The organism is Bacillus sp. HMSC036E02, from assembly GCF_001836235.1.
GTDB lineage: Bacteria > Bacillota > Bacilli > Bacillales > Bacillaceae_G > Bacillus_A > Bacillus_A cereus.
Genome location: NZ_KV827823.1, coordinates 1 through 24,776 on the forward strand (window position 1 = coordinate 1; position 24,776 = coordinate 24,776).

The following is a 24,776-nucleotide window of genomic DNA, read 5'->3' on the forward strand; positions in this document are numbered from 1 at the left end:
GTGAGAGTAGGACGTCGCCAAGCAACTAAACACGAGTCAAATGACTCGTGTTTTTTCGTGTTTTCTTTTATAATCCATAGTAATTAAAAAAATGTGCTTAAATAATTACTATTTTGATTAAATGCAGGGGAATGTGGCTAGGATAGTGAATAAGCAAAAGAGTTGCAAATTTTATTAATACGTATATAATTAAAGTCAAAGATAGTCAAAGTCAATAAAGGTGGCGGATAAATGAGAAATATATCTGATATCATTGAGCAATATCTAAAGCAAGTTATTGACTTAAGTAATAATAATGTGATTGAAATCAAAAGAAATGAGATTGCGGATCGATTCGAGTGCGTACCATCTCAAATCAATTATGTAATCAATACCCGTTTTACATTAGAAAGAGGATTTGTAGTAGAAAGTAAACGTGGTGGAGGAGGTTACATTCGCATTATAAAAGTCAAACTGCATGATGATATAGACATTATTGATCAAATGCTTCATATGATTGATCATAGCGTTGCACAAGGGAATGCAGAGAGTATGATTATACGTTTATTAGAAGAGGGAATCATAACAGGCCGTGAAGCAAAACTAATGTTAAGTGTACTAGATCGTTCTGTATTATCAATGGATATTCCTTCTCGAGATGAACTTAGGGCTCGAATATTATGCGCAATGTTAAGAACACTGAAATATAAATAAATACAGCTTTTGTAAAAGAATGATAATTAAGATAGGGCAGTTAAATATTGTAGAAGTTTTGAAAAAGAGCATGTACTTTTATCTAAATGGATTAAGGAAAGAGGACAATCTAGTAATGTATGAAAAGTATCATGAGGTAGATCGTTCCTGTTGTAAAGGTGGGGATATTGATGACTTGTCAAAACTGTAATATAAGACCAGCAACTTTACATTATACAAAAGTAATCAACGAGAAGAAGGCGGAAGTTCATCTTTGTGAGCAATGTGCAGAGCAAAGTGGCTATACGTCTTTCTTTCAATCATCACAGTCTAACTTTTCATTTCATGATGTATTTGCTGGTTTATTACACGGTGAATCAACAATGTTTGGAGAAGGAAAAAACGGGTTTTCAAATACAAATACAATAAGATGTCCAGGTTGTAAGATGACATACGAACATTTTACAAAGGTGGGACGCCTTGGTTGTGCTTCTTGTTACGATACATTTAAAGGACACTTAAACCCATTGTTAAAACGACTTCATGGTGGACATACAGAACATTGTGGAAAAATTCCGGAACGAATGGAAGGAAATATCCACTTAAAGAAAGAATTAGATGAACTAAAACTTATTCTGAAACAATATGTACAGAATGAGGAGTTTGAGAAAGCTGCTGAGGTAAGAGATGAAATTCGAGGGCTTGAAACTCAGCTTAGTGAGCATAGAGAGGGGGAGTAGTTCTATGTCACTGGACAAAATTATGAATGAAGCGATTAGTCCATGGATGAAGGGGGATGGCCCTGATTCTGATATTGTTTTAAGTAGTCGAATTCGTTTGGCTCGTAATTTTAAGCAATATCAATTTTCTACTATGCAAAACGAAGAGGAAGCTCAAAAGGTTCAAGAATTATTTAAAAAGAAATTTATAAATAAAGCGGTAGAGCCCTTTGGGAAGTTTGGACTATTAAAAATGAATGAATTAACGCCTCTTCAAAGGAGAGTTTTAGTCGAAAAGCATTTAATTAGTCCAAATCTAGCAGGGACTGAATATGGAGCATGTCTGTTATCAGAAAGCGAACACATTAGTGTGATGCTTAATGAGGAAGACCACATTAGGATTCAGTGCCTATTTCCAGGACTACAGTTATCAAAGGCGCTTCAAAGCGCCAATCAAATAGATAATTGGATTGAGAAAGAGGTTGAATATGCTTTTGATGAATCACTTGGATATATTACGAGTTGTCCTACTAACGTTGGTACAGGATTAAGAGCTTCTGTAATGATTCATTTACCAGGGCTGGTTTTAACAAAAAGAATTAGCCGTATTATACAAGTAATTCAAAAATTAGGTTTAGTAGTAAGAGGAATATACGGTGAAGGTAGCGAAGCGTTAGGTAATATATTTCAAGTATCAAATCAAATGACGCTAGGGAAATCCGAAGAAGATATTATTGCAGATTTAAAGAGTGTCATGCAGCAAATTATACAACAAGAAAAATTGGCCAGAGAATTAATTGTACAAAATTCGAGTATTGAGCTTGAAGATAAGGTTTATCGTTCTTACGGTATACTAGCAAACAGTCGTTTAATTCAATCTGCAGAAGCGGCAACTTGCTTATCGGATGTACGACTTGGTATTGATCTAGGATATATAAAAGGTATATCGAGAAATATTTTGACTGAGCTAATGGTTCTTACGCAACCTGGTATTTTACAACAATACGCAGGAGGACCTTTAGGACCAGAAGAAAGAGATTATCGAAGAGCAACCTTAATCCGTGAGCGATTACGTATTGAAAAAAACTAAGCGCAAGTAGGAGGCGATTTCTATGATGTTTGGAAGATTTACAGAAAGAGCACAGAAAGTATTAGCTTTATCTCAAGAGGAAGCAATTCGCATTGGGCATAATAACATTGGAACAGAACATATTTTACTTGGGCTTGTACGCGAAGGTGAAGGAATTGCAGCAAAAGCGTTAATTGCTCTTGGATTGAGCCCGGAGAAAGTGCAAAAAGAGGTAGAAGCGTTAATTGGACGTGGAACAGAAGCTTCTCAAACTGTACATTATACACCTCGTGCTAAAAAAGTTATTGAATTGTCTATGGATGAAGCGCGTAAGCTAGGACATTCTTACGTTGGAACAGAACATATTTTACTTGGCTTAATCCGTGAAGGTGAAGGTGTAGCGGCACGTGTTTTAAATAATTTAGGCGTCAGCCTCAACAAAGCAAGACAACAAGTGTTACAACTTCTTGGAAGTAACGAAGCAAGTTCAGGTCACCAAGGTGGTTCATCGACAAATGCAAATACACCGACACTAGACAGTTTAGCGCGCGACTTAACAGTTGTTGCACGTGAGAATCGTTTGGATCCTGTTATTGGACGTAGTAAAGAAATTCAACGTGTAATTGAAGTGTTAAGCCGTAGAACAAAAAACAATCCAGTGTTAATTGGAGAGCCTGGTGTAGGTAAAACAGCAATTGCTGAAGGGTTAGCACAGCAAATCGTAAATAATGAAGTTCCTGAAACGTTAAGAGATAAGCGTGTTATGACACTAGATATGGGAACAGTGGTAGCTGGGACGAAATATCGTGGTGAGTTTGAAGATCGTTTAAAGAAAGTAATGGATGAAATACGTCAAGCAGGGAATATTATTCTATTTATTGATGAACTTCATACACTAATCGGTGCAGGTGGAGCAGAAGGTGCAATCGATGCATCAAATATTTTAAAACCATCTTTAGCACGCGGAGAATTACAATGTATTGGTGCGACAACTTTAGATGAGTATCGTAAATATATTGAAAAGGATGCAGCTTTAGAGAGACGTTTCCAGCCAATTCATGTTGATGAGCCGAGTCTAGAAGAATCAACTCAAATCTTGAAAGGTTTACGCGATCGTTATGAGGCCCATCACCGTGTGTCTATTACAGATGATGCAATTGATGCAGCTGTGAAACTTTCCGATCGTTATATTACGGATCGTTTCTTACCAGATAAAGCAATTGATTTAATTGATGAAGCTGCTTCAAAGGTTCGCTTACGTTCTTATACAACACCACCAAACTTAAAAGAGCTTGAAGTGAAGCTTGAGGAAATTCGAAAAGAAAAAGATGCGGCTGTACAAAGTCAAGAGTTTGAAAAGGCTGCTTCCTTACGTGATATGGAACAACGCTTACGTGAGAAATTGGAAGATACAAAGCGTCAGTGGAAAGAACAACAAGGAAAAGAAAATTCAGAGGTTACGGTAGAAGATATTGCAAATGTCGTTTCTACATGGACACGTATCCCTGTTTCTAAACTTGCACAAACAGAGACTGATAAATTATTAAACTTAGAATCCATTCTTCATGATCGTGTCATCGGCCAGGATGAAGCGGTAGTGGCTGTAGCGAAAGCTGTTCGTCGTGCAAGAGCAGGACTGAAAGATCCGAAACGTCCAATTGGTTCATTTATTTTCTTAGGACCAACAGGTGTAGGTAAAACAGAATTAGCAAGAGCGTTAGCAGAATCTATGTTCGGTGATGAGGATGCAATGATTCGCATTGATATGTCTGAGTATATGGAGAAACATTCAACTTCTCGCTTAGTTGGTTCTCCTCCAGGATATGTTGGGTATGAAGAAGGCGGACAATTAACAGAGAAGGTTCGTCGTAAGCCGTATTCAGTTGTCCTATTAGATGAAGTAGAGAAGGCGCATCCTGATGTATTTAATATTTTACTACAGGTATTGGAAGATGGTCGTTTAACTGATTCTAAAGGACGTACAGTTGACTTCCGTAATACGATTGTTATAATGACGTCTAACGTTGGTGCTGAGGCGTTAAAACGTAACAAACATCTTGGATTTAACGTACAAGATGAAAGCCGTGATTATTCGGATATGAAAGGTAAAGTAATGGATGAGCTGAAAAAGGCATTTCGTCCAGAATTCTTAAACCGTATTGATGAAATTATCGTATTCCATATGCTTGAGAAAAAACATATTCAAGAAATTGTGACTCTTATGGTAAATCAGTTAGTGAATCGCTTAAAAGAACAAGAAATTGAATTGCAATTAACAGAAGGGGCGATTGCAGCTATTGCTGATAAAGGGTTTGATCGTGAATATGGTGCTCGTCCACTACGTAGAGCAATTCAGAAGCATGTAGAAGATAGACTATCGGAAGAACTTTTAAAAGGTGCTATTGAGAAAGGACAAAAAGTTATCTTTGATGTAGAAGGGGAAACATTTGTCATTCATAGTGCTGAAAAGGTAAAATAAGTATAGACAAACTAAGAGGGCTACGAGATAGCCCTCTTTCTTGTACGAGAAGGTCAAATGTTTATAGATGAAAGCGAAGTGAAATATAAAAAGATATGGCTAAAAAGAAAACAAAATTCACATGTCAAGAGTGTGGTTATCAATCACCAAAATATATGGGTAAATGTCCAGGGTGTGGTCAATGGAATTCGCTTGTTGAAGAGATGGAACCCGTTGTATCATCCAGACGCCTAAATTATGCAAATGCAATTCAAACAGAAGTAACAAAACCAAGACGTCTTACAGAAGTAGAAACAAAGTCTGAGGCACGTATTGAAACAAAATTTCAGGAGTTTAACCGTGTACTAGGTGGCGGAATTGTAGATGGATCTTTAGTACTTATTGGTGGGGACCCTGGGATTGGAAAATCAACGTTATTATTACAGATTTCCTCGCAATTAGCAGATGCTTCATATGATGTATTGTATATATCAGGTGAGGAGTCAGCAAAGCAGATTAAACTTCGTGCAGATCGTTTACATGTAAATGGTAGTAATCTATTTGTTGTATCAGAGACAGATTTACAGCGTATTGCAGCACATATTGAAGAGATGAATCCTGCTTTTGTTGTTATTGATTCTATTCAAACGATACATTTACCTGAAGTGACATCAGCTCCTGGTAGTGTGGCGCAAGTACGTGAATGTACAGCAGAATTAATGAAACTTGCAAAAACAAAGGGAATCCCAATTTTCATCGTAGGGCATGTGACAAAAGAAGGTGCAATTGCGGGACCGCGTATGCTAGAACATATGGTCGATGCAGTTCTTTACTTTGAAGGAGATCGACACCATACATATCGTATTTTACGAGCTGTAAAGAATCGTTTTGGTTCTACGAATGAAATGGGTATCTTTGAAATGAAAGAACTTGGCCTTGCAGAAGTCTTAAATCCTTCTGAAATTTTCCTTGAGGAAAGACCAGTTGGAGTTGCAGGTTCAACAGTAGTTGCCTCAATGGAAGGAACAAGACCAGTTTTAGTAGAAATACAGGCATTAATTTCCCCTACTAGTTTTGGAAATCCTCGAAGAATGGCGACAGGAATTGATCATAATCGTGTCTCGCTTATTATGGCGGTACTAGAGAAAAGAACAGGTTTACTATTACAAAATCAAGATGCGTATTTAAAAGTAGCTGGTGGTTTGAAATTAGATGAACCGGCAATTGATTTAGCTGTTGCCTTAAGTATAGCTTCAAGTTTTAGAGATAAATCTACGGCACCAACTGATGCGGTAATAGGAGAAGTTGGATTAACTGGAGAAATAAGAAGAGTATCAAGAATCGAACAACGTGTACAAGAAGCAGCTAAATTAGGATTTCAACGTGCTATCATTCCTAGAAAAAATTTAGGGGGGTGGACAATTCCAGAGGGGATTGAGGTTGTAGGTGTTTCTAATTTAGGAGAAGCGCTTCGTTTGACATTAGGAGGCTAGGCTATGGAAGAAAATAAGCAACGTGTCAAAAGTATAATTAATATTTTACAGCTCGTGGCCCCGGGAACACCACTGCGCGAAGGGATAGATAATGTACTTCGTGCACAAACAGGGGGACTAATTGTTCTTGGGTATAATGAGCAGATTAAAAGCATTGTTGATGGTGGTTTTCATATTAATTGCGCATTCTCTCCTGCTAGTTTATATGAATTAGCAAAAATGGATGGAGCACTTATTTTAAATGAAACTGGAAGTAAAATTTTAATTGCAAACGCACAGTTAGTTCCGGATTCATCTATTGATTCTATTGAAACAGGTATGCGTCACCGAACAGCAGAGCGTGTAGCAAAGCAGACGGGCAGCCTTGTTGTGGCCATTTCACAAAGACGTAATGTAATTACGCTATATCAAGGGAACTTACGTTATACATTAAAAGATATAGGTGTCATTTTAACAAAAGCAAATCAAGCAATTCAAACGCTAGAAAAATATAAGGCTGTATGGAATGACGGCATTACGAATTTGGGTATTCTAGAATTTGAAGAGGTCGTTACAATGTCCGAGGTGGTTCACGTTTTACATAGTGTTGAAATGGTGCTGCGTATAAAAAATGAAATATTGAGCTATATTCATGAGTTAGGAACAGAAGGTAGGTTAATTCGTTTACAGCTTACAGAATTACTAGCTGATTTAGAGGCAGAGGCAGCATTGTTAATTAAAGATTATCACCAGGAGAAAACACAAGACCATCATCAAATCTTGAAAAAGTTACAAGATCTTGCAAATACACAACTTTTAGAGGATAGTGATTTAGTTAAATTACTTGGCTATCCAGGACAAACAAGCTTAGAAGAAAGTGTGACACCTAGAGGGTACCGAATCACAAGCAAGATTTCTCGTGTTCCGCCACTTATTATCGAGAATTTAATTAATCGATTTAAAACATTGCAAGGTGTTTGCCGAGCAACTATTAATGAATTGGATGATGTGGAAGGAATTGGAGAAGTGAGAGCGAAGAAAATACGAGAAGGTCTAAAAAGAATTCAAGAGCATCTCTATATGAGTAGACACAATTAAGAATATTACATTGATTCTATAATATAACGACACTAGAACATTTTTGGTATATGATATGATATATTGGTAAATAAAACTATTTACAAAAAAACACGTCCGCTTTTGCATTCGGCGTTTTGATTAGCGAAACAATGGTTAATAATGAGTAGGAGGTGGTTGGATGTTAAAACGGATTGTACAGCTCTTCTTTTTAGTGATCGGGGGAGCGTTAGGGATTTACTTAATCCCAAAAATTATTAATGTATTAGATATCGGTGCGGTTCCTTTGTTGGAAGGATCGTATGTTCGTGCAATTATTGGTGCAATTATTTTATTTTTAACAACATTTTGGCTTGTAGATTATATTGTTCAACTTATTAAGCATATTGAAGAGGCTCTTGTAAAGGCGCCTGTAGCAGATGTTTTATTTGGTACATTAGGATTAATCTCTGGTCTTATTGTTGCATATTTAATTTTGATACCAATTCGTGAATTTACAATTCCAGTTATTAGTACGGTGTTGCAAGTGTTCTTCACCCTTTTACTTGGATATTTAGGATTCCAAGTAGGATTTAAAAAGAGGAATGAATTGCTAGGATTATTTACATTACCCCAACGCGGAGGTAAGAAGAAAAACAATAGTGAGAATGAAGAGGTAGAGGTCGAAGCAGAAAAATCTACGACTCATTGGAAAATTCTCGATACGAGTGTAATTATTGACGGACGTATTGCAGATATTTGCCAAACAAAGTTTTTAGAAGGAACAATTGTCATTCCGCAATTCGTATTAGAAGAGCTTCAGCATATTGCCGATTCTTCAGATGCTTTAAAGCGTAATCGTGGCCGCAGAGGGCTAGACATTTTAAATCGTATTCAAAAGGAGATGCCAATTCCGGTAGAAATTTATGAAGGCGATTTCGATGATATCCAAGAAGTAGATAGCAAGCTTGTAAAGTTGGCAAAAATCACTGGTGGAACTGTAGTAACAAACGATTTCAATTTAAACAAAGTTTCTGAATTACAAGGGGTTACGGTGTTAAACATTAATGATTTAGCTAATGCGATTAAACCAGTCGTACTCCCTGGTGAAGAATTAAGTGTTTATGTTGTGAAAGATGGTAAAGAACAAAATCAAGGTGTTGCATACTTAGATGATGGTACGATGATTGTAGTAGAAGATGGTAGAGAGTATGTGGGTTCACAACTTGACGTACTTGTTACTAGCGTATTACAAACATCGGCTGGTCGTATGATTTTTGCAAAACGTAAATTGCTAGAAAAAGCATTATAAGTAGAGGATTATTAATATGTATACATTAATTATTCCGGCAGCGGGCCAAGGAAAACGAATGGGTGCTGGTAAAAATAAGTTATTTTTACTTATAGATGAAGTACCAATTATTGTGCACACATTGCGTGCTTTTGAAAAAGATAAAGCGTGCAAAAGTATTATTATGGCAATTAACGAAGAAGAACGCCCGTATTTTGAAGAGTTAATGCAGAAGTACCAGATTGAAAAGCACGTACAATTTATTCAGGGTGGAGCCGAAAGACAAGATAGCGTATATAACGCACTTCAGTATGCGAGTGGTGTCGAATATGTTCTTGTGCATGACGGGGCGCGCCCGTTCGTAACGAATAAAGTGATTCGCGATGTATTAATTGCAGCAGAAAAATATGGAGCTTCCATTTGTGCAGTGCCAGTAAAAGATACTGTTAAGAAAGTAGAGCAGGGTGTTGTTGTAGAAACGGTAGAGCGATCTCAACTTAACGCTGTACAAACACCACAAGGATTCTCTGTTTCTCTTTTGCTAGAAGCTCATAGAAGCGCAAAGCAAAGTTGTTTTCTTGGCACAGATGATGCAAGTCTCGTAGAACGTGTTGGGAAGCAAGTAGGTGTAGTAGAGGGGAGTTACTATAATATTAAAGTGACGACTCCGGAAGATCTATTAATTGCTGAAAGTTTCCTACGTGTTCAGAAGAAATAATGTTGATGATGTGTTAATAAAGAAAAGCTCGGCAACAGCCGGGCTTTTCTTTATAAGGATAGCGATATAATATAGAGTCATAAAGCTCAGTAGTTTAGCTTAAGGAGGAAGTAAGGATGTTTCGAATTGGACAAGGTTTTGATGTACATGAATTTGCGGAAGGGCGCCCGTTGATTATCGGTGGAATTACAATTCCACACGAGAAAGGATTAATTGGTCATTCAGATGCAGATGTATTGTTACATACGATTGCTGATGCATGTTTAGGTGCGATTGCAGCAGGAGATATCGGAAAGCACTTTCCTGATACAGACCCAGCTTTTAAAGATGCAGATTCAGCTGTATTGTTACAAAAAGTTTGGGAATTTGTGCGTGAACAAGGTTACGAGTTAGGAAATTTAGATTGTACAATTATTGCTCAACAACCAAAAATGGCACCACATATTGAGAGCATGCGTAAGCGCATTAGTGAACTGTTAGAAACGTCTATCGATAACATTAATGTAAAGGCAACAACAACAGAAAAATTAGGATTTACAGGTAGAGAAGAAGGGATTGCTTCTCAAGCGGTTGTTTTATTACAGAAAAAATGATGGTTTTTAATTCGTAAGATGGATAATCACATTTTTTTGGTGTACAATTATAGAATGTGTTGACATTAAGGATGGAAGGTGTACCAATTATGGAAAAGCAAGTGAGAGTACGCTACGCGCCAAGTCCAACAGGACACTTACATATCGGAAATGCGCGTACGGCATTATTTAATTATTTATTTGCTCGTCATTTAGATGGCAAATTTATTATTCGTATTGAAGATACTGATGTAAAACGTAACGTGGCTGGTGGAGAAGAAAGCCAATTAAAATACTTGAAATGGCTCGGTATGGACTGGGATGAAGGTGTTGATGTTGGTGGTGAATTTGGACCATATCGCCAAACAGAGCGTTTAGATATTTATAAAAAATTATATGAAGATTTATTAGAGCGTGGTCTAGCTTATAAATGTTATATGACAGAAGAAGAGCTAGAAGCAGAGCGTGAAGGACAAATCGCTCGCGGTGAAACACCTCGTTACGCAGGTAACCACCGTGAATTAACTGAAGAACAAGTGAAAGAATTTGAAGCTGAGGGACGTATTCCAAGTATTCGTTTCCGTGTACCAGCTGATCGTGACTACACATTCAAAGATATTGTAAAAGATGAAGTTGCGTTCCATTCAAATGATTTCGGTGATTTTGTTATTGTGAAAAAAGATGGAATTCCAACTTATAACTTTGCAGTAGCAGTAGATGATCATCTAATGGAAATTACACATGTACTTCGTGGTGATGATCATATTTCAAATACACCGAAACAAATGATGATTTATGAAGCTTTCGGCTGGGATATTCCACAATTCGGTCATATGACTCTAATTGTTAATGAAAGTCGTAAAAAGTTAAGTAAGCGTGATGAATCTATTATTCAATTTATTGAGCAATATAAAGAGCTTGGGTATCTTCCAGAAGCAATCTTTAACTTTATTGCACTACTAGGTTGGTCTCCGGTAGGAGAAGAAGAAATCTTCTCTAAAGATGAGTTTATCAAAATGTTCGATGCAGCTCGTTTATCAAAATCACCTGCATTATTTGATTCTCAAAAACTAAAATGGATGAACAACCAGTATATGAAAAAGCAAGATTTAGATACGGTTGTAGAGTTAAGCTTACCGCATTTAGTGAAAGCTGGACGTGTGGGAGAAACTTTAAGCGAACAAGACCAAGCTTGGATTCGTGATGTAATTGCTTTATACCATGAACAAATGAGTTTTGGAGCTGAAATTGTAGAGCTTTCTGAAATGTTCTTTAAAGATCATGTTGATTATGAAGAAGAAGGACAAGAAGTATTAAATGGTGAACAAGTACCTGAAGTACTTCGTGCATTTGCTGGTCAAATAGAAGCTCTAGAAGCAATGGAGCCAGCAGCAATTAAGGCAGCGATTAAAGCAGTTCAAAAGGAAACAGGACATAAAGGTAAAAATTTATTTATGCCAATCCGTGTTGCAACTACAGGACAAACGCATGGTCCAGAGCTTCCGAATGCTATTGCACTTCTTGGAAAAGAAAAAGTTTTAAATCGTCTTCAAAAAGTAATTGGTTAACATTTTCTAGGTTTAGAAATATAATAAGTATACCTAAAACCTAATAAGGAAAAGCGACGAGAAGGAGAAGTAGAAAATCAGGCTTTTTACAGAGAGAACCACCTTTAGGCTGGGAGTGGTTTATAAGCGGATTTTTGAAATGCCCCTTCGAGTCTTCTGCTGAACAGCGAATTGCTTCGTGGGATGTCTTAGGCCGCAAAGTAAGCAGGAGCGGTGTACACCGTTATCATGGATGAGTTTGAGGCTTTTTTAAGCCTAAACAGAGTGGAACCGCGCTTAAAAGGCGTCTCTGTCAATATGACAGAGACGCCTTTTTTTTATACCGTGTAAATAGGTATGAATATAGAATTTATCTCCTTATATAAAGAATTAGGGGAGAAGTGATGAGTTAGGGGAGTTAGTTCGTTCGACAAAAAAGCAGCCCATAAAGGGGAGGGAACACCGATGTTTAAGAGGCTTCGGGAAGATATTGAAGTCGTTTTTGAACAGGATCCAGCGGCAAGAGGTTATTTCGAAGTCATTTTAACTTACTCTGGATTACATGCAGTTTGGGCCCATCGAATTGCACATGCTTTTTATAAAAGAAATTTTTTCTTTCTTGCACGTTTTGTTTCACAAGTGAGCCGCTTTTTTACTGGCATTGAGATCCATCCAGGAGCAACTATTGGTCGACGCTTTTTTATAGATCATGGAATGGGAGTTGTAATTGGAGAAACTTGTGAAATTGGTGATAATGTAACGATTTATCAAGGGGTTACATTAGGTGGTACAGGAAAAGAAAAAGGGAAGAGGCACCCAACAATTCAGGATAATGTATTAATTGCGACGGGTGCTAAAGTTCTTGGGTCTATTACTGTGGGAGAGAATTCTAAAATCGGAGCAGGGTCTGTCGTATTAAAAGAAGTTCCTGCACATTCTACAGTTGTAGGTATACCTGGCCGTGTCGTTATTCAAAATGGAGTAAAGATTGGTCAAGAATTAAATCACTCTGACCTTCCAGATCCGATTTTTGATAAATTAAAGGCTATGGAAGTAGAACTTGATAAATTGAAGAAACAATTGGAATTAAAGGTAGAAAGGAAGGATAAAAATGACTATTCACATTTATAATACGTTAACACGTCAAAAAGAAGAGTTTGTTCCATTAGAAGAAAATAAGGTAAAGATGTATGTATGCGGACCTACAGTTTATAACTACATTCATATTGGGAATGCAAGACCTCCTATGGTATTCGATACAGTGCGTCGTTATTTAGAATACAAAGGATACGATGTGCAATATGTATCTAACTTTACGGACGTAGATGATAAATTAATTAAAGCGGCAAATGAATTAGGTGAAGATGTACCAACGATTGCTGATCGTTTTGTTGAAGCGTACTTTGAAGATGTAACAGCACTAGGTTGCAAACACGCAACAGTTCATCCTCGTGTAACAGAAAATATGGATATCATTATTGAATTTATTCAAGAACTTGTGAATAAAGGGTATGCATATGAATCAGAGGGTGATGTGTACTTTAAGACGAAGGAATTCGAAGGTTACGGTAAATTATCACATCAACCAATCGCAGATTTACGTCACGGTGCTCGTATTGAGGTAGGGGAAAAGAAACAAGACCCTCTTGATTTTGCTTTATGGAAAGCTGCGAAAGAAGGAGAAATCTTCTGGGAAAGCCCTTGGGGGCAAGGACGTCCAGGATGGCATATTGAATGTTCAGCAATGGCGCGTAAGTACTTAGGGGATACAATTGACATTCATGCTGGTGGGCAAGACTTGGCGTTCCCGCATCATGAAAATGAAATTGCGCAGTCAGAGGCATTGACTGGAAAAACGTTTGCACGTTACTGGATGCATAATGGATATATTAATATTAACAATGAGAAGATGTCTAAATCGCTGGGTAACTTTATTTTAGTTCACGATATTATTAAGCAATACGACCCGCAGTTAATTAGATTCTTTATGTTATCAGTACACTATCGTCACCCGATTAACTTTAGTGAAGAGTTATTACAAAGTACGAATAATGGACTGGAAAGAATTAAAACAGCTTATGGAAACTTAAAGCATCGTATGGAGAGTAGTACGGATTTAACGGACCATAATGAGAAATGGTTAGCTGAAATAGAGAAATTCCAGACTGCATTTGAAGAGGCAATGAATGATGACTTTAACACTGCAAATGCAATTACCGAATTATACAACGTAGCAAATCATGCAAATCAATATTTACTTGAAGAGCATACATCTAAAGTTGTGATTGAAGCATACGTAAAACAACTGGAAACGTTATTTGATATTTTAGGATTAGAATTATCAAAAGAAGAATTACTGGATGAAGAAATTGAAGAGCTTATCCAAAAGCGCATTGAAGCTCGTAAAAATCGCGATTTCGCATTGTCTGATCAAATTCGTGACGATTTAAAAGAACGTAATATTATTTTAGAAGATACCGCTCAAGGTACAAGATGGAAAAGAGGATAAGGATGATTGATGCAAAGCAATTAAACAGCTTGGCGTTAGCGTATATGGGTGATGCGGTATATGAACAATATATCCGCTATCACCTCCTTCAAAAAGGAAAAGTTCGCCCTAATCAATTACATCGCTTAGGGACGAGCTTTGTTTCAGCAAAAGCACAGGCGAAAGTTGTTTATCATTTATTAGAGACGGCATTTTTGACAGAGGAAGAAGAGGCGGTATTAAGAAGAGGGCGTAATGCAAATTCAGGTACAGTTCCGAAAAATACGGATGTACAAACATATCGACATAGTACAGCCTTTGAAGCACTAATTGGTTATCATCATTTATTAAATAATCGTGAAAGATTAGACGAAATTGTATATAAGGCAATTGCAGTTTTAGAAGAAAAGGAAGGGGGCACATCATCATGACTAGTGAATATATTATCGGACGTAACCCTGTAATTGAAGCGTTAAGATCAGGGAGAGATATTAATAAAATTTGGATCGCAGAAGGTGCTGCCAAAGGACAAGTACAAATTGTACTAGCGTTAGCGAAAGAAAATAAGATTATTTTACAACATGCACCAAAGAAAAAGTTAGATCAATTAGTTGAGGGTAATCATCAAGGTGTAATTGCTCAAGTAGCTGCATATCAGTATGCAGAGTTAGAAGATTTATTCAAAGTGGCAGAAAAACGTAATGAAGATCCGTTCTTCTTGATTTTAGATGAGATTGAAGATCCGCATAACCTAGGTTCTATTATGCGTACTGCTGATGCAACAGGAGCTCATGGAATTATTATTCCGAAGAGAAGAGCTGTGGGACTTACCGCATCAGTTGCGAAAGCATCAACAGGAGCGATTGAATACATTCCTGTTGCGCGCGTAACAAACTTATCTCGTACAATTGATGAATTAAAAGAGCGTGGACTTTGGATTGCTGGTACAGATGCCAAAGGGAAAACGGATTACCGTAATTTAGATAGTACAATGCCGATTGGATTAGTAATTGGTAGTGAAGGAAAAGGTATGAGTCGTATTATTGGTGAAAAGTGTGATTTCTTAATCACTCTACCGATGGTTGGTAAAGTTACATCCTTAAATGCTTCAGTAGCCGCAAGTTTGTTAATGTATGAGGTATATCGTAAACGTCACGAAATTGGTAAATAAAAAATGAACGATATTTTAATCGTTGACGGCTACAACATTATCGGAGCTTGGGGAGATTTGAAGAAACTGCGGGATGTAGATTTACAATCATCAAGAGATGCGCTTATTGATAAGATGGCGGATTATCAAGGTTATACAGGCACAAAAGTGATGATAGTCTTTGATGCCTATACAGTCCATGGTATTGAAAAAAAGATGAAACAATCTCGTGTAGAAGTAATATTCACACGAAAGAATCAAACTGCAGACGAAAAGATAGAGCAACTTGCGATAGAGCTTAGAAATATAAATACACAAATATATGTTGCGACTTCTGATTATACAGAACAATGGGTTATATTTGCGCAAGGTGCCCTTCGAAAATCTGCGCGTGAATTAGAGTTGGAAGTACAAGCAATGGAACAACAAGTAAGAAGGCGTACAAAAGACGCGAAAGAACAGCAGCCCGCCATGCGAAAGATATTTAGTAAGGATATTACAGAAAAATTAGAAAAATTAAGAAGAGGAGAGCGTTGAAGCATTGACGCTCTTTATCTTTTTACTGTATAATATTGCTAAATAAATAGCGGTCGGAGGGATCAAGGTGGAAGCAGGCTTCGTAAGTATAGGCGACGTTACATTTCGTGATTTAGAGGATGAGGCAATCGTTGAGTTAGTTCGAAAAGGTAATACTGACGCTCTAGAATATTTAATTCACAAGTATAAGAACTTTGTTCGTGCGAAATCAAGATCTTACTTTTTAGTGGGTGCCGATCGAGAAGACATTGTTCAAGAAGGTATGATAGGGTTGTTTAAAGCAATTCGTGATTATAAAGAGGACAAGCTGTCTTCATTCAAAGCATTTGCTGAACTATGTATCACTCGACAAATTATTACCGCTATTAAAACGGCAACAAGACAAAAACATATTCCTTTAAATTCGTATGTGTCTTTAGATAAGCCGATTTACGATGAGGAATCTGATCGAACGTTATTGGATGTTATTTCTGAAGCGAAGGTGACTGATCCTGAAGAGATGATCATTAGCCAGGAAGAATATACAGACATAGAATCAAAAATATCTGAATTATTAAGCGATTTAGAAAGAAAAGTGCTTTCTTTATATTTAGATGGTCGTTCTTATCAAGAGATTTCAGAACAGTTAAACAGGCATGTGAAATCTATTGATAACGCTTTACAAAGAGTAAAGAGGAAATTGGAACGATATATGGAAATGAGAGAAAGTACAACTTTAAATTCATAAGAAGTAACAAGTGCTGCAGGTGTAAAATAAATCACCTGTTTTCTTTTGTAGAGAGTACAAAATGCATGTCATTGACATTGTCTTTTATTGTATGATACATTTTTAGGGACATAATGTTACAAGGTTGGTGTAACTAATGAGGAAAAAAGTTGTACTCTCATGTGAAGAGTGTAAAAATCGAAACTACTCTACTATGAAAGATACGAGCTCAATAGAGCGACTTGAAATAAAAAAGTTTTGTAAAACATGCAATCAGCATACAGTTCACAAGGAAACAAAATAAATAATTGAAATAATACACTGGAGGTCCCGCAGATGCGTTTAACGAACTTTTTCGGCGATGTAGGTCGCGAAATGAAAAAAGTAAGTTGGCCTAAAAAAGATGAATTACTCCGCTCAACAGCGACTGTTGTTGCTACAGTTGTGTTCTTTGCGATTTTCTTCGCAGTAGTTGATATGGGCATTTCTTCTTTAATTCGGTTAATTCTTGGTTAATTCTTGAATAAGAAGCACTTATCCATGATATAATGTTATTTATAAGAACTGTGTAAAAGCCCGGTGAACGGGTTTTTTCATTTGCGCAAAAAAATGTACGTCAGGGAGGGAAGGACGCTCGTCCTAAATGAATGGAAAAAAGTTGGTATGTTGTCCATACTTATTCTGGATATGAAAATAAAGTAAAAGCAAACCTAGAGAAACGTGTAGAATCAATGGGTATGCAAGATAAAATTTTCCGTGTTGTTGTCCCGGAAGAAGTAGAAGTAGAAATGAAAAACGGAAAAGAAAAATTAATGAAAAGAAAAGTGTTCCCAGGTTATGTATTAGTAGAATTAATCATGACTGATGACTCTTGGTATGTTGTACGTAACACGCCGGGTGTAACTGGGTTCGTTGGTTCTTCTGGTTCTGGATCTAAACCATCACCTCTATTAGAAGAGGAAGTTGTTACCATTATGAAACATATGGGAATGGACAACGAAGTGGTTGATTTCGACTTTGAACTTCATGAGACAGTACGTGTAAATGAGGGGCCATTCGCAGATTATACAGGTGCTATTGAAGAAATTGATGTGGAGAAGAAAAAGGTTAGCGTGCTTGTGGATATGTTTGGTCGCGAGACTCCAGTTGAACTTGACTTCCATCAAATTGAAAAATTATAAAATGAAACTTGAAATGAATTGTAAAAAGTGATAATATCTTTTAAGTCAGTACGTCTTCGTTATCGGAGACGTTTTTTGAAAGATTTTATCCTTACAGATAAAATATGACGTGGGAGGGCAAATCACTGTCCAATTGACCACATCACGGACTTAAGGAGGTGTGTCTCGTGGCTAAAAAGGTAATTAAAATGGTAAAGCTTCAAATTCCTGCAGGTAAAGCTAACCCAGCTCCACCAGTTGGTCCAGCATTAGGACAAGCAGGTGTTAACATCATGGGCTTCTGTAAAGAGTTTAACGCTCGTACAGCAGATCAAGCTGGTCTTATCATCCCTGTTGAAATTACGGTATTTGAGGACCGTTCATTCACTTTCATTACTAAAACTCCTCCTGCTGCTGTTCTTCTTAAGAAAGTAGCTGGTATTGAGTCTGGTTCTGGTGAACCAAACCGTAATAAAGTGGCAACTGTTAAGCGTGATAAAGTACGCGAAATCGCTGAAACTAAAATGCCTGACCTAAACGCTGCTAGCGTAGAAGCTGCAATGCGTATGGTTGAAGGTACTGCACGCAGTATGGGCATCGTTATCGAAGACTAATTCGATTTGTTTTTAAAAAAGGTTGCGGGTCTGGAATTCCAATTCGCAACCTTTATTATCGTAAATGATTATCGTTTTTAAATAAATGGATGGCGCTCATCCTCAGGTTATACCTGAAAACAGGCGTAAACGTGGGAGGTTATTCCGCTAAAACCACATTCGAGGAGGAAATAAAAATGGCTAAAAGAGGTAAAAAGTACGTAGAAGCTGCAAAGCTTGTTGATCGTGCAGCTGCTTACTCTGCAACAGAAGCAGTAGAATTAGTAAAGAAAACAAACACAGCTAAATTTGATGCAACTGTAGAAGCTGCATTCCGTTTAGGTGTTGACCCTAAGAAAGCTGACCAACAAATCCGTGGTGCAGTTGTTCTTCCACACGGTACTGGTAAAGTACAACGTGTATTAGTATTTGCTAAAGGTGAAAAAGCTAAAGAAGCTGAAGCTGCTGGAGCTGACTTCGTAGGCGATACTGATTACATCGGTAAAATCCAACAAGGTTGGTTCGATTTCGATGTAGTAGTAGCAACTCCTGACATGATGGGTGAAGTTGGTAAACTTGGTCGCGTATTAGGACCTAAAGGTTTAATGCCAAACCCTAAAACTGGAACAGTTACTTTCGATGTAACTAAAGCTGTTAACGAAATCAAAGCTGGTAAAGTTGAATACCGCGTTGATAAAGCTGGTAACATCCACGTTCCAATCGGTAAAGTATCTTTCGAAGATGCTAAATTAGTAGAAAACTTCAAAACAATTGCTGACACTTTACAAAAAGTTAAGCCAGCTGCTGCAAAAGGTACTTACATGAAGAACGTAACAGTTGCTTCTACAATGGGACCTGGCGTACGTGTAGACGTTTCTACATTAGCGTAAATTTTGGAAGTTGACTTCATAAAGAAGTTTTAATATAATCATTTATGTTGTGAATTTAATTAGTGTACCGTAGACAGTAGGTGTCAATAGACTTAATTTCCTACCTAGGTGTTAATATACGAAGCGGAATCTTTTTTCTGTGACTATATGCCTCCATGTCTACAAGTTGGGCATGGAGGTTTTTAGTGCACTTTCGGTACATCTTCTATATAATCTACAGGAGGTGTAATAACATGAGCAAAGTAATCGAAACTAAACAACAAGTTGTAACTGAAATCGCGGACAAACTTCGCGCTAGTAAATCTACAATCGTTGTTGACTACCGTGGTTTAACAGTTTCTGAAGCAACAGAATTACGTAAGCAATTACGTGAAGCTGGCGTTGAGTTCAAAGTTTACAAAAACTCTCTAACTCGTCGTGCTGCAGAATCTGCTGAAATGGCTGAGTTAAATGAATTCTTAACAGGACCAAACGCAATCGCGTTCAGTAACGAGGATGTAGTTGCTCCTGCGAAAGTATTAAACGACTTCGCTAAAGATCATGAAGCTTTAGAAATTAAAGCGGGCGTAATCGAAGGTAAACTTGTAACACTTGATGAGGTTAAAGCAATCGCTACTCTTCCATCACGTGAAGGCTTACTTTCTATGCTTCTTAGCGTTCTTCAAGCTCCAATCCGTAACCTTGCACTTGCTACTAAAGCAGTTGCAGACCAAAAGGAAGAGCAAGGCGCTTAATTTTTTAAAAGATAATTACGTATTATCGATAAAACAATACAAACCTATTTAAGGGAGGATATTTACAATGACTAAAGAACAAATCATTGAAGCAGTTAAATCTATGACTGTATTAGAACTTAACGACTTAGTAAAAGCTATCGAGGAAGAATTCGGCGTAACTGCTGCTGCTCCTGTAGCTGTTGCTGGTGGCGCTGGAGAAGCTGCTGCTGAGAAAACTGAATTTGATGTGGAACTAACTAGCGCTGGTGCACAAAAAATCAAAGTTATCAAAGTTGTTCGTGAAATCACTGGTCTTGGCTTAAAAGAAGCTAAAGAATTAGTTGACAACACTCCAAAAGTAATCAAAGAAGCTGCTGCTAAAGAAGAAGCTGAAGAAATCAAAGCTAAACTTGAAGAAGTTGGCGCTGCTGTAGAAGTTAAGTAATTAACTTTTGATGCTTTAAAAAAGCTCGCTCTCATGCGAGCTTTTTTTTTAACTGTAAAGAAAAGAGGTGGCCATATGGCAGACCATTATTTTTCTAACGACCCTTCTAGTAAAAGTGATCGTAAGCGATGGGAGTTTGCCCTTCGTGGATCTCGATTCACTTTCTTATCTGACCATGGGGTGTTCTCGAAAAACGAAGTGGACTTTGGTTCCCGTCTTTTAATTGAAGCGTTTCAAATGCCAGATATTAAAGGTGATATATTAGACGTAGGTTGCGGATACGGTCCTATTGGTTTGTCGTTAGCGAAAGAGTTTCAAGGTCGTGAAGTTCACATGGTGGATGTGAACGAGAGGGCACTTGGGCTTGCGAAAGAAAACGCCGCTAATAACAAAATCGAGAATATACGTATTTTTCAAAGTAGCGTCTATGAAAATGTAGATGGTAAGTATGCTGCTATTCTATCTAACCCTCCAATTCGTGCGGGTAAAGATATCGTACATGAGATTTTAGAAAAAGCTGTGGAGTATTTAGTTCCAGATGGAGAGCTTTGGATTGTTATTCAAAAGAAACAAGGTGCACCGTCTGCGCTAAAAAAACTAGAAGAAGTATTTTCTGAAGTTGAGGTTGTAGAAAAGAAAAAAGGATATTATATCATAAAATCAAAAAAACGTTGACGGTTATTTTTGGCTATGTTAACATTATACAATGCCAATATATGATTTTCTGCGTTGAGAAAGATGTATATTTTTGTTTCTCTTGGAAAAGATAGTAAAATCAGCAGATTATGAAACAGAATGATGGTTTTCTTATAGAAGCCATTTTTCTTTTTTGAGCAGGTAGAAAGACTCAACGTATTTATCTTTAAGAGAAAGAGACTACGCTAATAGCAGTAGTTGTATTTATTTGTGATTTTGCACAAATTTTTTTGTGCATTTATAATACTCATGATTTGAGGGGTGAAGCAGTTGACAGGTCAACTAGTTCAATACGGACGCCACCGCCAACGAAGAAGTTATGCCCGTATTAGTGAAGTATTAGAGTTACCAAATCTTATCGAAATTCAAACCTCTTCTTATCAGTGGTTTCTTGATGAGGGTTTGCGAGAAATGTTCCAAGACATTTCTCCGATTGAAGACTTTACGGGAAATCTATCGCTTGAATTTATCGACTACAGCTTAGGTGAACCTAAATACTCTGTAGACGAATGCAAAGAGCGTGATGTGACGTATGCAGCACCACTTCGTGTAAAAGTGCGTCTAATCAACAAGGAAACTGGTGAAGTAAAAGAACAAGATGTGTTCATGGGAGATTTCCCACTCATGACAGAGACTGGAACATTCGTAATTAACGGTGCAGAACGTGTTATCGTTTCCCAGTTAGTTCGCTCTCCAAGCGTATACTATAGTGGCAAAGTGGATAAAAACGGAAAACGTGGTTTTACTGCTACTGTAATTCCAAACCGCGGAGCTTGGTTAGAGTATGAGACAGATGCTAAGGATGTTGTATATGTGCGTATTGACCGTACGCGTAAACTTCCTGTAACTGTTTTGTTACGCGCATTAGGGTTTGGCTCTGATCAAGAAATCACCGAGCTTTTAGGTGATAACGAATACTTAAGCAACACATTAGAAAAAGACAACACAGATAGCACAGAAAAAGCATTGCTTGAAATTTATGAGCGTCTACGTCCTGGTGAACCACCAACAGTAGAAAACGCTAAGAGCTTACTTGTGTCTCGTTTCTTCGATCCAAAGCGCTACGATTTAGCAAATGTAGGTCGCTATAAGATCAACAAGAAGTTACACATTAAAAACAGATTGTTTAATCAACGTTTAGCTGAAACATTAGTGGATCCAGAAACTGGTGAAATTTTAGCGGCAGAAGGAACAATCTTAGATCGTCGTACACTTGATCGCATTTTACCTTACTTAGAGAAAAACATTGGATTCAAAACAGCGAAACCAATGGGTGGAGTGGTAGAAGGCGATGTTGAGCTGCAATCTATTAAGATTTATGCTCCTGAGTCGGAAGGCGAACGCGTAATTAATGTAATTGGTAATGCAAACATTACTCGTGATGTGAAACACATCACACCAGGTGATATCCTTGCTTCTATCAGTTACTTCTTCAACCTACTATACAAAGTAGGGGATACAGATGATATTGACCATTTAGGAAACCGTCGTCTGCGTTCTGTTGGAGAACTATTACAAAATCAATTCCGTATCGGTCTTTCTCGTATGGAACGTGTTGTTCGTGAGAGAATGTCGATCCAAGATACAAATGCGATTACACCACAGGCACTAATTAATATTCGTCCTGTTATTGCATCTATTAAAGAGTTCTTCGGAAGTTCTCAGTTATCTCAGTTTATGGACCAAACAAACCCATTAGCAGAGTTAACTCACAAACGAAGACTATCTGCATTAGGACCTGGTGGTTTAACGCGTGAGCGTGCAGGCTTTGAAGTGCGTGACGTTCATTACTCTCACTACGGTCGTATGTGTCCGATTGAAACACCAGAGGGACCAAACATCGGTTTGATTAACTCATTATCTTCGTTCGCGAAAGTAAATGAGTTTGGTTTCATTGAAACACCATACCGTCGTGTTGACCCAGAAACTGGTCTTGTAACAGGGCATGTTGATTACTTAACAGCAGATGAAGAAGATAATTATGTTGTAGCCCAAGCGAATATGAAATTATCTGACGAAGGTGAATTCCTAAGTGAAGATATCGTAGCTCGTTTCCGTGGTGAAAACATTGTCACAAATAGAGAACGCATCGACTACATGGATGTATCTCCAAAACAAGTAGTGTCGGCAGCGACAGCTTGTATTCCATTCTTAGAAAACGATGACTCTAACCGCGCACTTATGGGAGCGAACATGCAACGTCAGGCGGTTCCGTTAATGAATCCGGAATCTCCGATTGTAGGTACAGGTATGGAGTACGTATCAGCAAAAGACTCAGGTGCTGCAGTAATCTGTAAACATCCTGGTGTTGTTGAGCGCGTAGAAGCACGTGAAGTTTGGGTACGTCGCTATGTAGAAGTTGACGGTCAAACAGTAAAAGGCGACTTAGATCGCTACAAAATGCAAAAATTCATTCGTTCTAACCAAGGAACTTGTTACAACCAACGTCCAATCGTAAGTGTTGGAAATGAAGTTGTAAAAGGTGAAATCCTTGCGGATGGTCCTTCTATGGAATTAGGTGAACTAGCACTTGGACGTAACGTGCTTGTTGGCTTCATGACTTGGGATGGTTATAACTACGAGGATGCGATCATCATGAGTGAGCGCCTTGTAAAAGATGATGTGTACACTTCTATTCATATTGAAGAATATGAATCAGAAGCTCGTGATACGAAGCTTGGACCAGAAGAAATTACACGTGACATTCCAAACGTTGGGGAAGACGCATTACGTAACCTTGACGAGCGCGGTATCATTCGCGTTGGTGCTGAAGTAAAAGATGGAGATTTACTTGTTGGTAAAGTAACACCTAAAGGTGTAACAGAATTAACAGCTGAAGAACGTCTATTACATGCTATCTTTGGAGAAAAAGCTCGTGAAGTACGTGATACATCACTACGTGTACCACACGGTGGTGGCGGTATTATCTTAGACGTAAAAGTATTCAACCGTGAAGATGGCGATGAATTGCCACCAGGCGTGAATCAACTTGTACGTGCATATATCGTTCAAAAACGTAAAATTTCTGAAGGTGATAAGATGGCCGGACGTCACGGTAACAAAGGTGTTATTTCTCGTATTTTACCAGAAGAAGATATGCCTTACTTACCAGACGGTACGCCAATCGATATCATGTTAAACCCATTAGGGGTACCATCTCGTATGAATATCGGTCAGGTATTAGAGCTTCATCTTGGTATGGCAGCAAGATACCTTGGTATTCACATTGCAACACCAGTATTCGATGGTGCTCGTGAGGAAGATGTTTGGGGCACAATTGAAGAAGCTGGTATGGCAAATGACGCGAAAACAATCCTGTATGACGGACGTACTGGTGAACCATTCGATAACCGCGTATCTGTTGGTGTCATGTATATGATCAAACTTGCGCACATGGTTGACGATAAACTTCATGCTCGTTCTACTGGACCATACTCACTTGTAACGCAGCAACCTCTTGGAGGTAAAGCTCAGTTCGGTGGACAGCGTTTCGGTGAGATGGAGGTTTGGGCACTTGAAGCTTACGGTGCTGCTTATACTCTTCAAGAAATCTTAACAGTGAAGTCTGATGATGTTGTTGGACGTGTTAAGACTTATGAAGCAATTGTTAAAGGCGAAAATGTTCCAGAACCAGGCGTTCCTGAATCATTCAAAGTATTGATTAAAGAGCTGCAAAGTTTAGGTATGGACGTTAAAATGATGTCTAGCGACGATACAGAAATTGAAATGCGTGATACAGAAGATGACGATGATCATCAATCAGCAGATAAATTGAATGTCGAAGTTGAGACAACTAAGGAATAATTGGGATAACCTGTAGA

The 24,776-nt window shown here is 37.9% G+C and carries 25 protein-coding genes and 2 other annotated features; all 25 genes read left to right on the forward strand.

The window, feature by feature from the left end; translation table 11 throughout:
* The first annotated feature begins 231 nt into the window (after window positions 1–231).
* The 25 genes from ctsR to rpoB all read left to right on the forward strand — a co-directional run bounded on the left by ctsR (window position 232) and on the right by rpoB (window position 24,759).
* Window positions 232–693: a transcriptional regulator CtsR gene (gene ctsR / locus HMPREF2590_RS08350; RefSeq protein WP_001244565.1), complete on the forward strand. Its 462-nt coding sequence runs from the start codon at window positions 232–234 to the stop codon at window positions 691–693.
* 170 nt (window positions 694–863) lie between these two features.
* Complete coding sequence (gene mcsA, locus HMPREF2590_RS08355; RefSeq protein WP_000128398.1) at window positions 864–1,412, forward strand: protein-arginine kinase activator protein McsA; 549 nt, start codon at window positions 864–866, stop codon at window positions 1,410–1,412.
* A gap of 4 nt (window positions 1,413–1,416) precedes the next feature.
* Complete coding sequence (gene mcsB / locus HMPREF2590_RS08360; RefSeq protein WP_000050842.1) at window positions 1,417–2,481, forward strand: protein-arginine kinase McsB; 1,065 nt, start codon at window positions 1,417–1,419, stop codon at window positions 2,479–2,481.
* Between the two features lie 22 nt (window positions 2,482–2,503).
* Complete coding sequence (gene clpC, locus HMPREF2590_RS08365; protein ID WP_000971184.1) at window positions 2,504–4,939, forward strand: ATP-dependent protease ATP-binding subunit ClpC; 2,436 nt, start codon at window positions 2,504–2,506, stop codon at window positions 4,937–4,939.
* Window positions 4,940–5,034: 95 nt separating this feature from the next.
* Window positions 5,035–6,411, forward strand: coding sequence for a DNA repair protein RadA (gene radA, locus HMPREF2590_RS08370; protein WP_001085202.1), 1,377 nt, complete (start codon window positions 5,035–5,037; stop codon window positions 6,409–6,411).
* A 3-nt stretch (window positions 6,412–6,414) separates the two neighbouring features.
* Window positions 6,415–7,488, forward strand: a complete 1,074-nt coding sequence (gene disA, locus HMPREF2590_RS08375) for a DNA integrity scanning diadenylate cyclase DisA (RefSeq protein WP_000392158.1) — start codon at window positions 6,415–6,417, stop codon at window positions 7,486–7,488.
* A gap of 160 nt (window positions 7,489–7,648) precedes the next feature.
* Window positions 7,649–8,758, forward strand: a complete 1,110-nt coding sequence (locus HMPREF2590_RS08380) for a PIN/TRAM domain-containing protein (RefSeq protein WP_000919677.1) — start codon at window positions 7,649–7,651, stop codon at window positions 8,756–8,758.
* A gap of 16 nt (window positions 8,759–8,774) precedes the next feature.
* Window positions 8,775–9,455, forward strand: coding sequence for a 2-C-methyl-D-erythritol 4-phosphate cytidylyltransferase (gene ispD, locus HMPREF2590_RS08385; protein ID WP_000288282.1), 681 nt, complete (start codon window positions 8,775–8,777; stop codon window positions 9,453–9,455).
* Between the two features lie 116 nt (window positions 9,456–9,571).
* Window positions 9,572–10,048 carry a 2-C-methyl-D-erythritol 2,4-cyclodiphosphate synthase gene (gene ispF / locus HMPREF2590_RS08390; RefSeq protein ID WP_000488391.1) on the forward strand — a complete coding sequence of 159 codons (477 nt, stop codon included), beginning with the start codon at window positions 9,572–9,574 and terminating at the stop codon, window positions 10,046–10,048.
* 89 nt (window positions 10,049–10,137) lie between these two features.
* Window positions 10,138–11,595 (forward strand): glutamate--tRNA ligase, encoded by a 1,458-nt coding sequence (gene gltX / locus HMPREF2590_RS08395; RefSeq protein ID WP_000415143.1) that lies wholly within the window; start codon window positions 10,138–10,140, stop codon window positions 11,593–11,595.
* A 47-nt stretch (window positions 11,596–11,642) separates the two neighbouring features.
* Window positions 11,643–11,889 (forward strand) — a binding site (T-box leader).
* Between the two features lie 150 nt (window positions 11,890–12,039).
* Window positions 12,040–12,705: a serine O-acetyltransferase gene (cysE, locus tag HMPREF2590_RS08400; protein WP_000476497.1), complete on the forward strand. Its 666-nt coding sequence runs from the start codon at window positions 12,040–12,042 to the stop codon at window positions 12,703–12,705.
* Window positions 12,686–14,083 carry a cysteine--tRNA ligase gene (gene cysS, locus HMPREF2590_RS08405; RefSeq protein ID WP_000152276.1) on the forward strand — a complete coding sequence of 466 codons (1,398 nt, stop codon included), beginning with the start codon at window positions 12,686–12,688 and terminating at the stop codon, window positions 14,081–14,083. Before cysE ends, cysS begins: the two co-directional genes overlap by 20 nt.
* A gap of 2 nt (window positions 14,084–14,085) precedes the next feature.
* Window positions 14,086–14,493: a Mini-ribonuclease 3 gene (locus HMPREF2590_RS08410; protein ID WP_000564261.1), complete on the forward strand. Its 408-nt coding sequence runs from the start codon at window positions 14,086–14,088 to the stop codon at window positions 14,491–14,493.
* Entirely contained in the window at window positions 14,490–15,233 is a 744-nt protein-coding gene (gene rlmB / locus HMPREF2590_RS08415; RefSeq protein ID WP_000200239.1) for a 23S rRNA (guanosine(2251)-2'-O)-methyltransferase RlmB, read from the forward strand. The genes HMPREF2590_RS08410 and rlmB overlap by 4 nt, the downstream gene beginning before the upstream one ends.
* A gap of 3 nt (window positions 15,234–15,236) precedes the next feature.
* Complete coding sequence (locus HMPREF2590_RS08420; RefSeq protein WP_000997880.1) at window positions 15,237–15,749, forward strand: NYN domain-containing protein; 513 nt, start codon at window positions 15,237–15,239, stop codon at window positions 15,747–15,749.
* Window positions 15,750–15,816: 67 nt separating this feature from the next.
* On the forward strand, window positions 15,817–16,476 hold the full coding sequence (locus HMPREF2590_RS08425; RefSeq protein ID WP_000387193.1) for an RNA polymerase factor sigma-70: 660 nt from the start codon (window positions 15,817–15,819) through the stop codon (window positions 16,474–16,476).
* A 136-nt stretch (window positions 16,477–16,612) separates the two neighbouring features.
* Window positions 16,613–16,759 carry a 50S ribosomal protein L33 gene (gene rpmG, locus HMPREF2590_RS08430; protein WP_014481927.1) on the forward strand — a complete coding sequence of 49 codons (147 nt, stop codon included), beginning with the start codon at window positions 16,613–16,615 and terminating at the stop codon, window positions 16,757–16,759.
* Between the two features lie 32 nt (window positions 16,760–16,791).
* Window positions 16,792–16,971, forward strand: coding sequence for a preprotein translocase subunit SecE (gene secE, locus HMPREF2590_RS08435; RefSeq protein WP_001241323.1), 180 nt, complete (start codon window positions 16,792–16,794; stop codon window positions 16,969–16,971).
* 131 nt (window positions 16,972–17,102) lie between these two features.
* Window positions 17,103–17,636: a transcription termination/antitermination protein NusG gene (gene nusG / locus HMPREF2590_RS08440; protein ID WP_000415794.1), complete on the forward strand. Its 534-nt coding sequence runs from the start codon at window positions 17,103–17,105 to the stop codon at window positions 17,634–17,636.
* 167 nt (window positions 17,637–17,803) lie between these two features.
* Window positions 17,804–18,229: a 50S ribosomal protein L11 gene (gene rplK / locus HMPREF2590_RS08445; RefSeq protein ID WP_001085872.1), complete on the forward strand. Its 426-nt coding sequence runs from the start codon at window positions 17,804–17,806 to the stop codon at window positions 18,227–18,229.
* A 176-nt stretch (window positions 18,230–18,405) separates the two neighbouring features.
* Window positions 18,406–19,098 (forward strand): 50S ribosomal protein L1, encoded by a 693-nt coding sequence (rplA, locus tag HMPREF2590_RS08450; protein ID WP_001987630.1) that lies wholly within the window; start codon window positions 18,406–18,408, stop codon window positions 19,096–19,098.
* Window positions 19,099–19,147: 49 nt separating this feature from the next.
* Window positions 19,148–19,292: a sequence feature (ribosomal protein L10 leader region), on the forward strand.
* A gap of 39 nt (window positions 19,293–19,331) precedes the next feature.
* Window positions 19,332–19,832, forward strand: a complete 501-nt coding sequence (gene rplJ / locus HMPREF2590_RS08455) for a 50S ribosomal protein L10 (RefSeq protein ID WP_000048716.1) — start codon at window positions 19,332–19,334, stop codon at window positions 19,830–19,832.
* Between the two features lie 67 nt (window positions 19,833–19,899).
* Window positions 19,900–20,259 carry a 50S ribosomal protein L7/L12 gene (gene rplL / locus HMPREF2590_RS08460; RefSeq protein WP_000159736.1) on the forward strand — a complete coding sequence of 120 codons (360 nt, stop codon included), beginning with the start codon at window positions 19,900–19,902 and terminating at the stop codon, window positions 20,257–20,259.
* 75 nt (window positions 20,260–20,334) lie between these two features.
* The gene (locus tag HMPREF2590_RS08465) at window positions 20,335–20,934 is read left to right on the forward strand and encodes a class I SAM-dependent methyltransferase (protein WP_000763262.1); all 600 of its coding nucleotides are present in this window, start codon (window positions 20,335–20,337) and stop codon (window positions 20,932–20,934) included.
* A gap of 291 nt (window positions 20,935–21,225) precedes the next feature.
* A complete protein-coding gene (rpoB, locus tag HMPREF2590_RS08470) occupies window positions 21,226–24,759 on the forward strand; it encodes a DNA-directed RNA polymerase subunit beta (protein ID WP_000147553.1) in 3,534 nt (1,177 codons plus the stop codon).
* Window positions 24,760–24,776 lie beyond the last annotated feature (17 nt).

Bases quoted from the DNA above. Each gene is read 5' to 3' on its own strand.
- HMPREF2590_RS08380 (WP_000919677.1), top strand. From the start codon at position 7,649: ATGTTAAAACGGATTGTACAGCTCTTCTTTTTAGTGATCGGGGGAGCG.
- radA (WP_001085202.1), top strand. From the start codon at position 5,035: ATGGCTAAAAAGAAAACAAAATTCACATGTCAAGAGTGTGGTTATCAA.
- mcsA (WP_000128398.1), top strand. From the start codon at position 864: ATGACTTGTCAAAACTGTAATATAAGACCAGCAACTTTACATTATACA.
- HMPREF2590_RS08465 (WP_000763262.1), top strand. From the start codon at position 20,335: ATGGCAGACCATTATTTTTCTAACGACCCTTCTAGTAAAAGTGATCGT.
- rplL (WP_000159736.1), top strand. From the start codon at position 19,900: ATGACTAAAGAACAAATCATTGAAGCAGTTAAATCTATGACTGTATTA.
- disA (WP_000392158.1), top strand. From the start codon at position 6,415: ATGGAAGAAAATAAGCAACGTGTCAAAAGTATAATTAATATTTTACAG.
- cysE (WP_000476497.1), top strand. From the start codon at position 12,040: ATGTTTAAGAGGCTTCGGGAAGATATTGAAGTCGTTTTTGAACAGGAT.
- secE (WP_001241323.1), top strand. From the start codon at position 16,792: ATGCGTTTAACGAACTTTTTCGGCGATGTAGGTCGCGAAATGAAAAAA.
- rplJ (WP_000048716.1), top strand. From the start codon at position 19,332: ATGAGCAAAGTAATCGAAACTAAACAACAAGTTGTAACTGAAATCGCG.
- cysS (WP_000152276.1), top strand. From the start codon at position 12,686: ATGACTATTCACATTTATAATACGTTAACACGTCAAAAAGAAGAGTTT.
- rlmB (WP_000200239.1), top strand. From the start codon at position 14,490: ATGACTAGTGAATATATTATCGGACGTAACCCTGTAATTGAAGCGTTA.
- clpC (WP_000971184.1), top strand. From the start codon at position 2,504: ATGATGTTTGGAAGATTTACAGAAAGAGCACAGAAAGTATTAGCTTTA.
- nusG (WP_000415794.1), top strand. From the start codon at position 17,103: ATGGAAAAAAGTTGGTATGTTGTCCATACTTATTCTGGATATGAAAAT.
- ispF (WP_000488391.1), top strand. From the start codon at position 9,572: ATGTTTCGAATTGGACAAGGTTTTGATGTACATGAATTTGCGGAAGGG.
- HMPREF2590_RS08420 (WP_000997880.1), top strand. From the start codon at position 15,237: ATGAACGATATTTTAATCGTTGACGGCTACAACATTATCGGAGCTTGG.
- mcsB (WP_000050842.1), top strand. From the start codon at position 1,417: ATGTCACTGGACAAAATTATGAATGAAGCGATTAGTCCATGGATGAAG.
- gltX (WP_000415143.1), top strand. From the start codon at position 10,138: ATGGAAAAGCAAGTGAGAGTACGCTACGCGCCAAGTCCAACAGGACAC.
- ispD (WP_000288282.1), top strand. From the start codon at position 8,775: ATGTATACATTAATTATTCCGGCAGCGGGCCAAGGAAAACGAATGGGT.
- ctsR (WP_001244565.1), top strand. From the start codon at position 232: ATGAGAAATATATCTGATATCATTGAGCAATATCTAAAGCAAGTTATT.
- rpmG (WP_014481927.1), top strand. From the start codon at position 16,613: ATGAGGAAAAAAGTTGTACTCTCATGTGAAGAGTGTAAAAATCGAAAC.
- HMPREF2590_RS08410 (WP_000564261.1), top strand. From the start codon at position 14,086: ATGATTGATGCAAAGCAATTAAACAGCTTGGCGTTAGCGTATATGGGT.
- rplA (WP_001987630.1), top strand. From the start codon at position 18,406: ATGGCTAAAAGAGGTAAAAAGTACGTAGAAGCTGCAAAGCTTGTTGAT.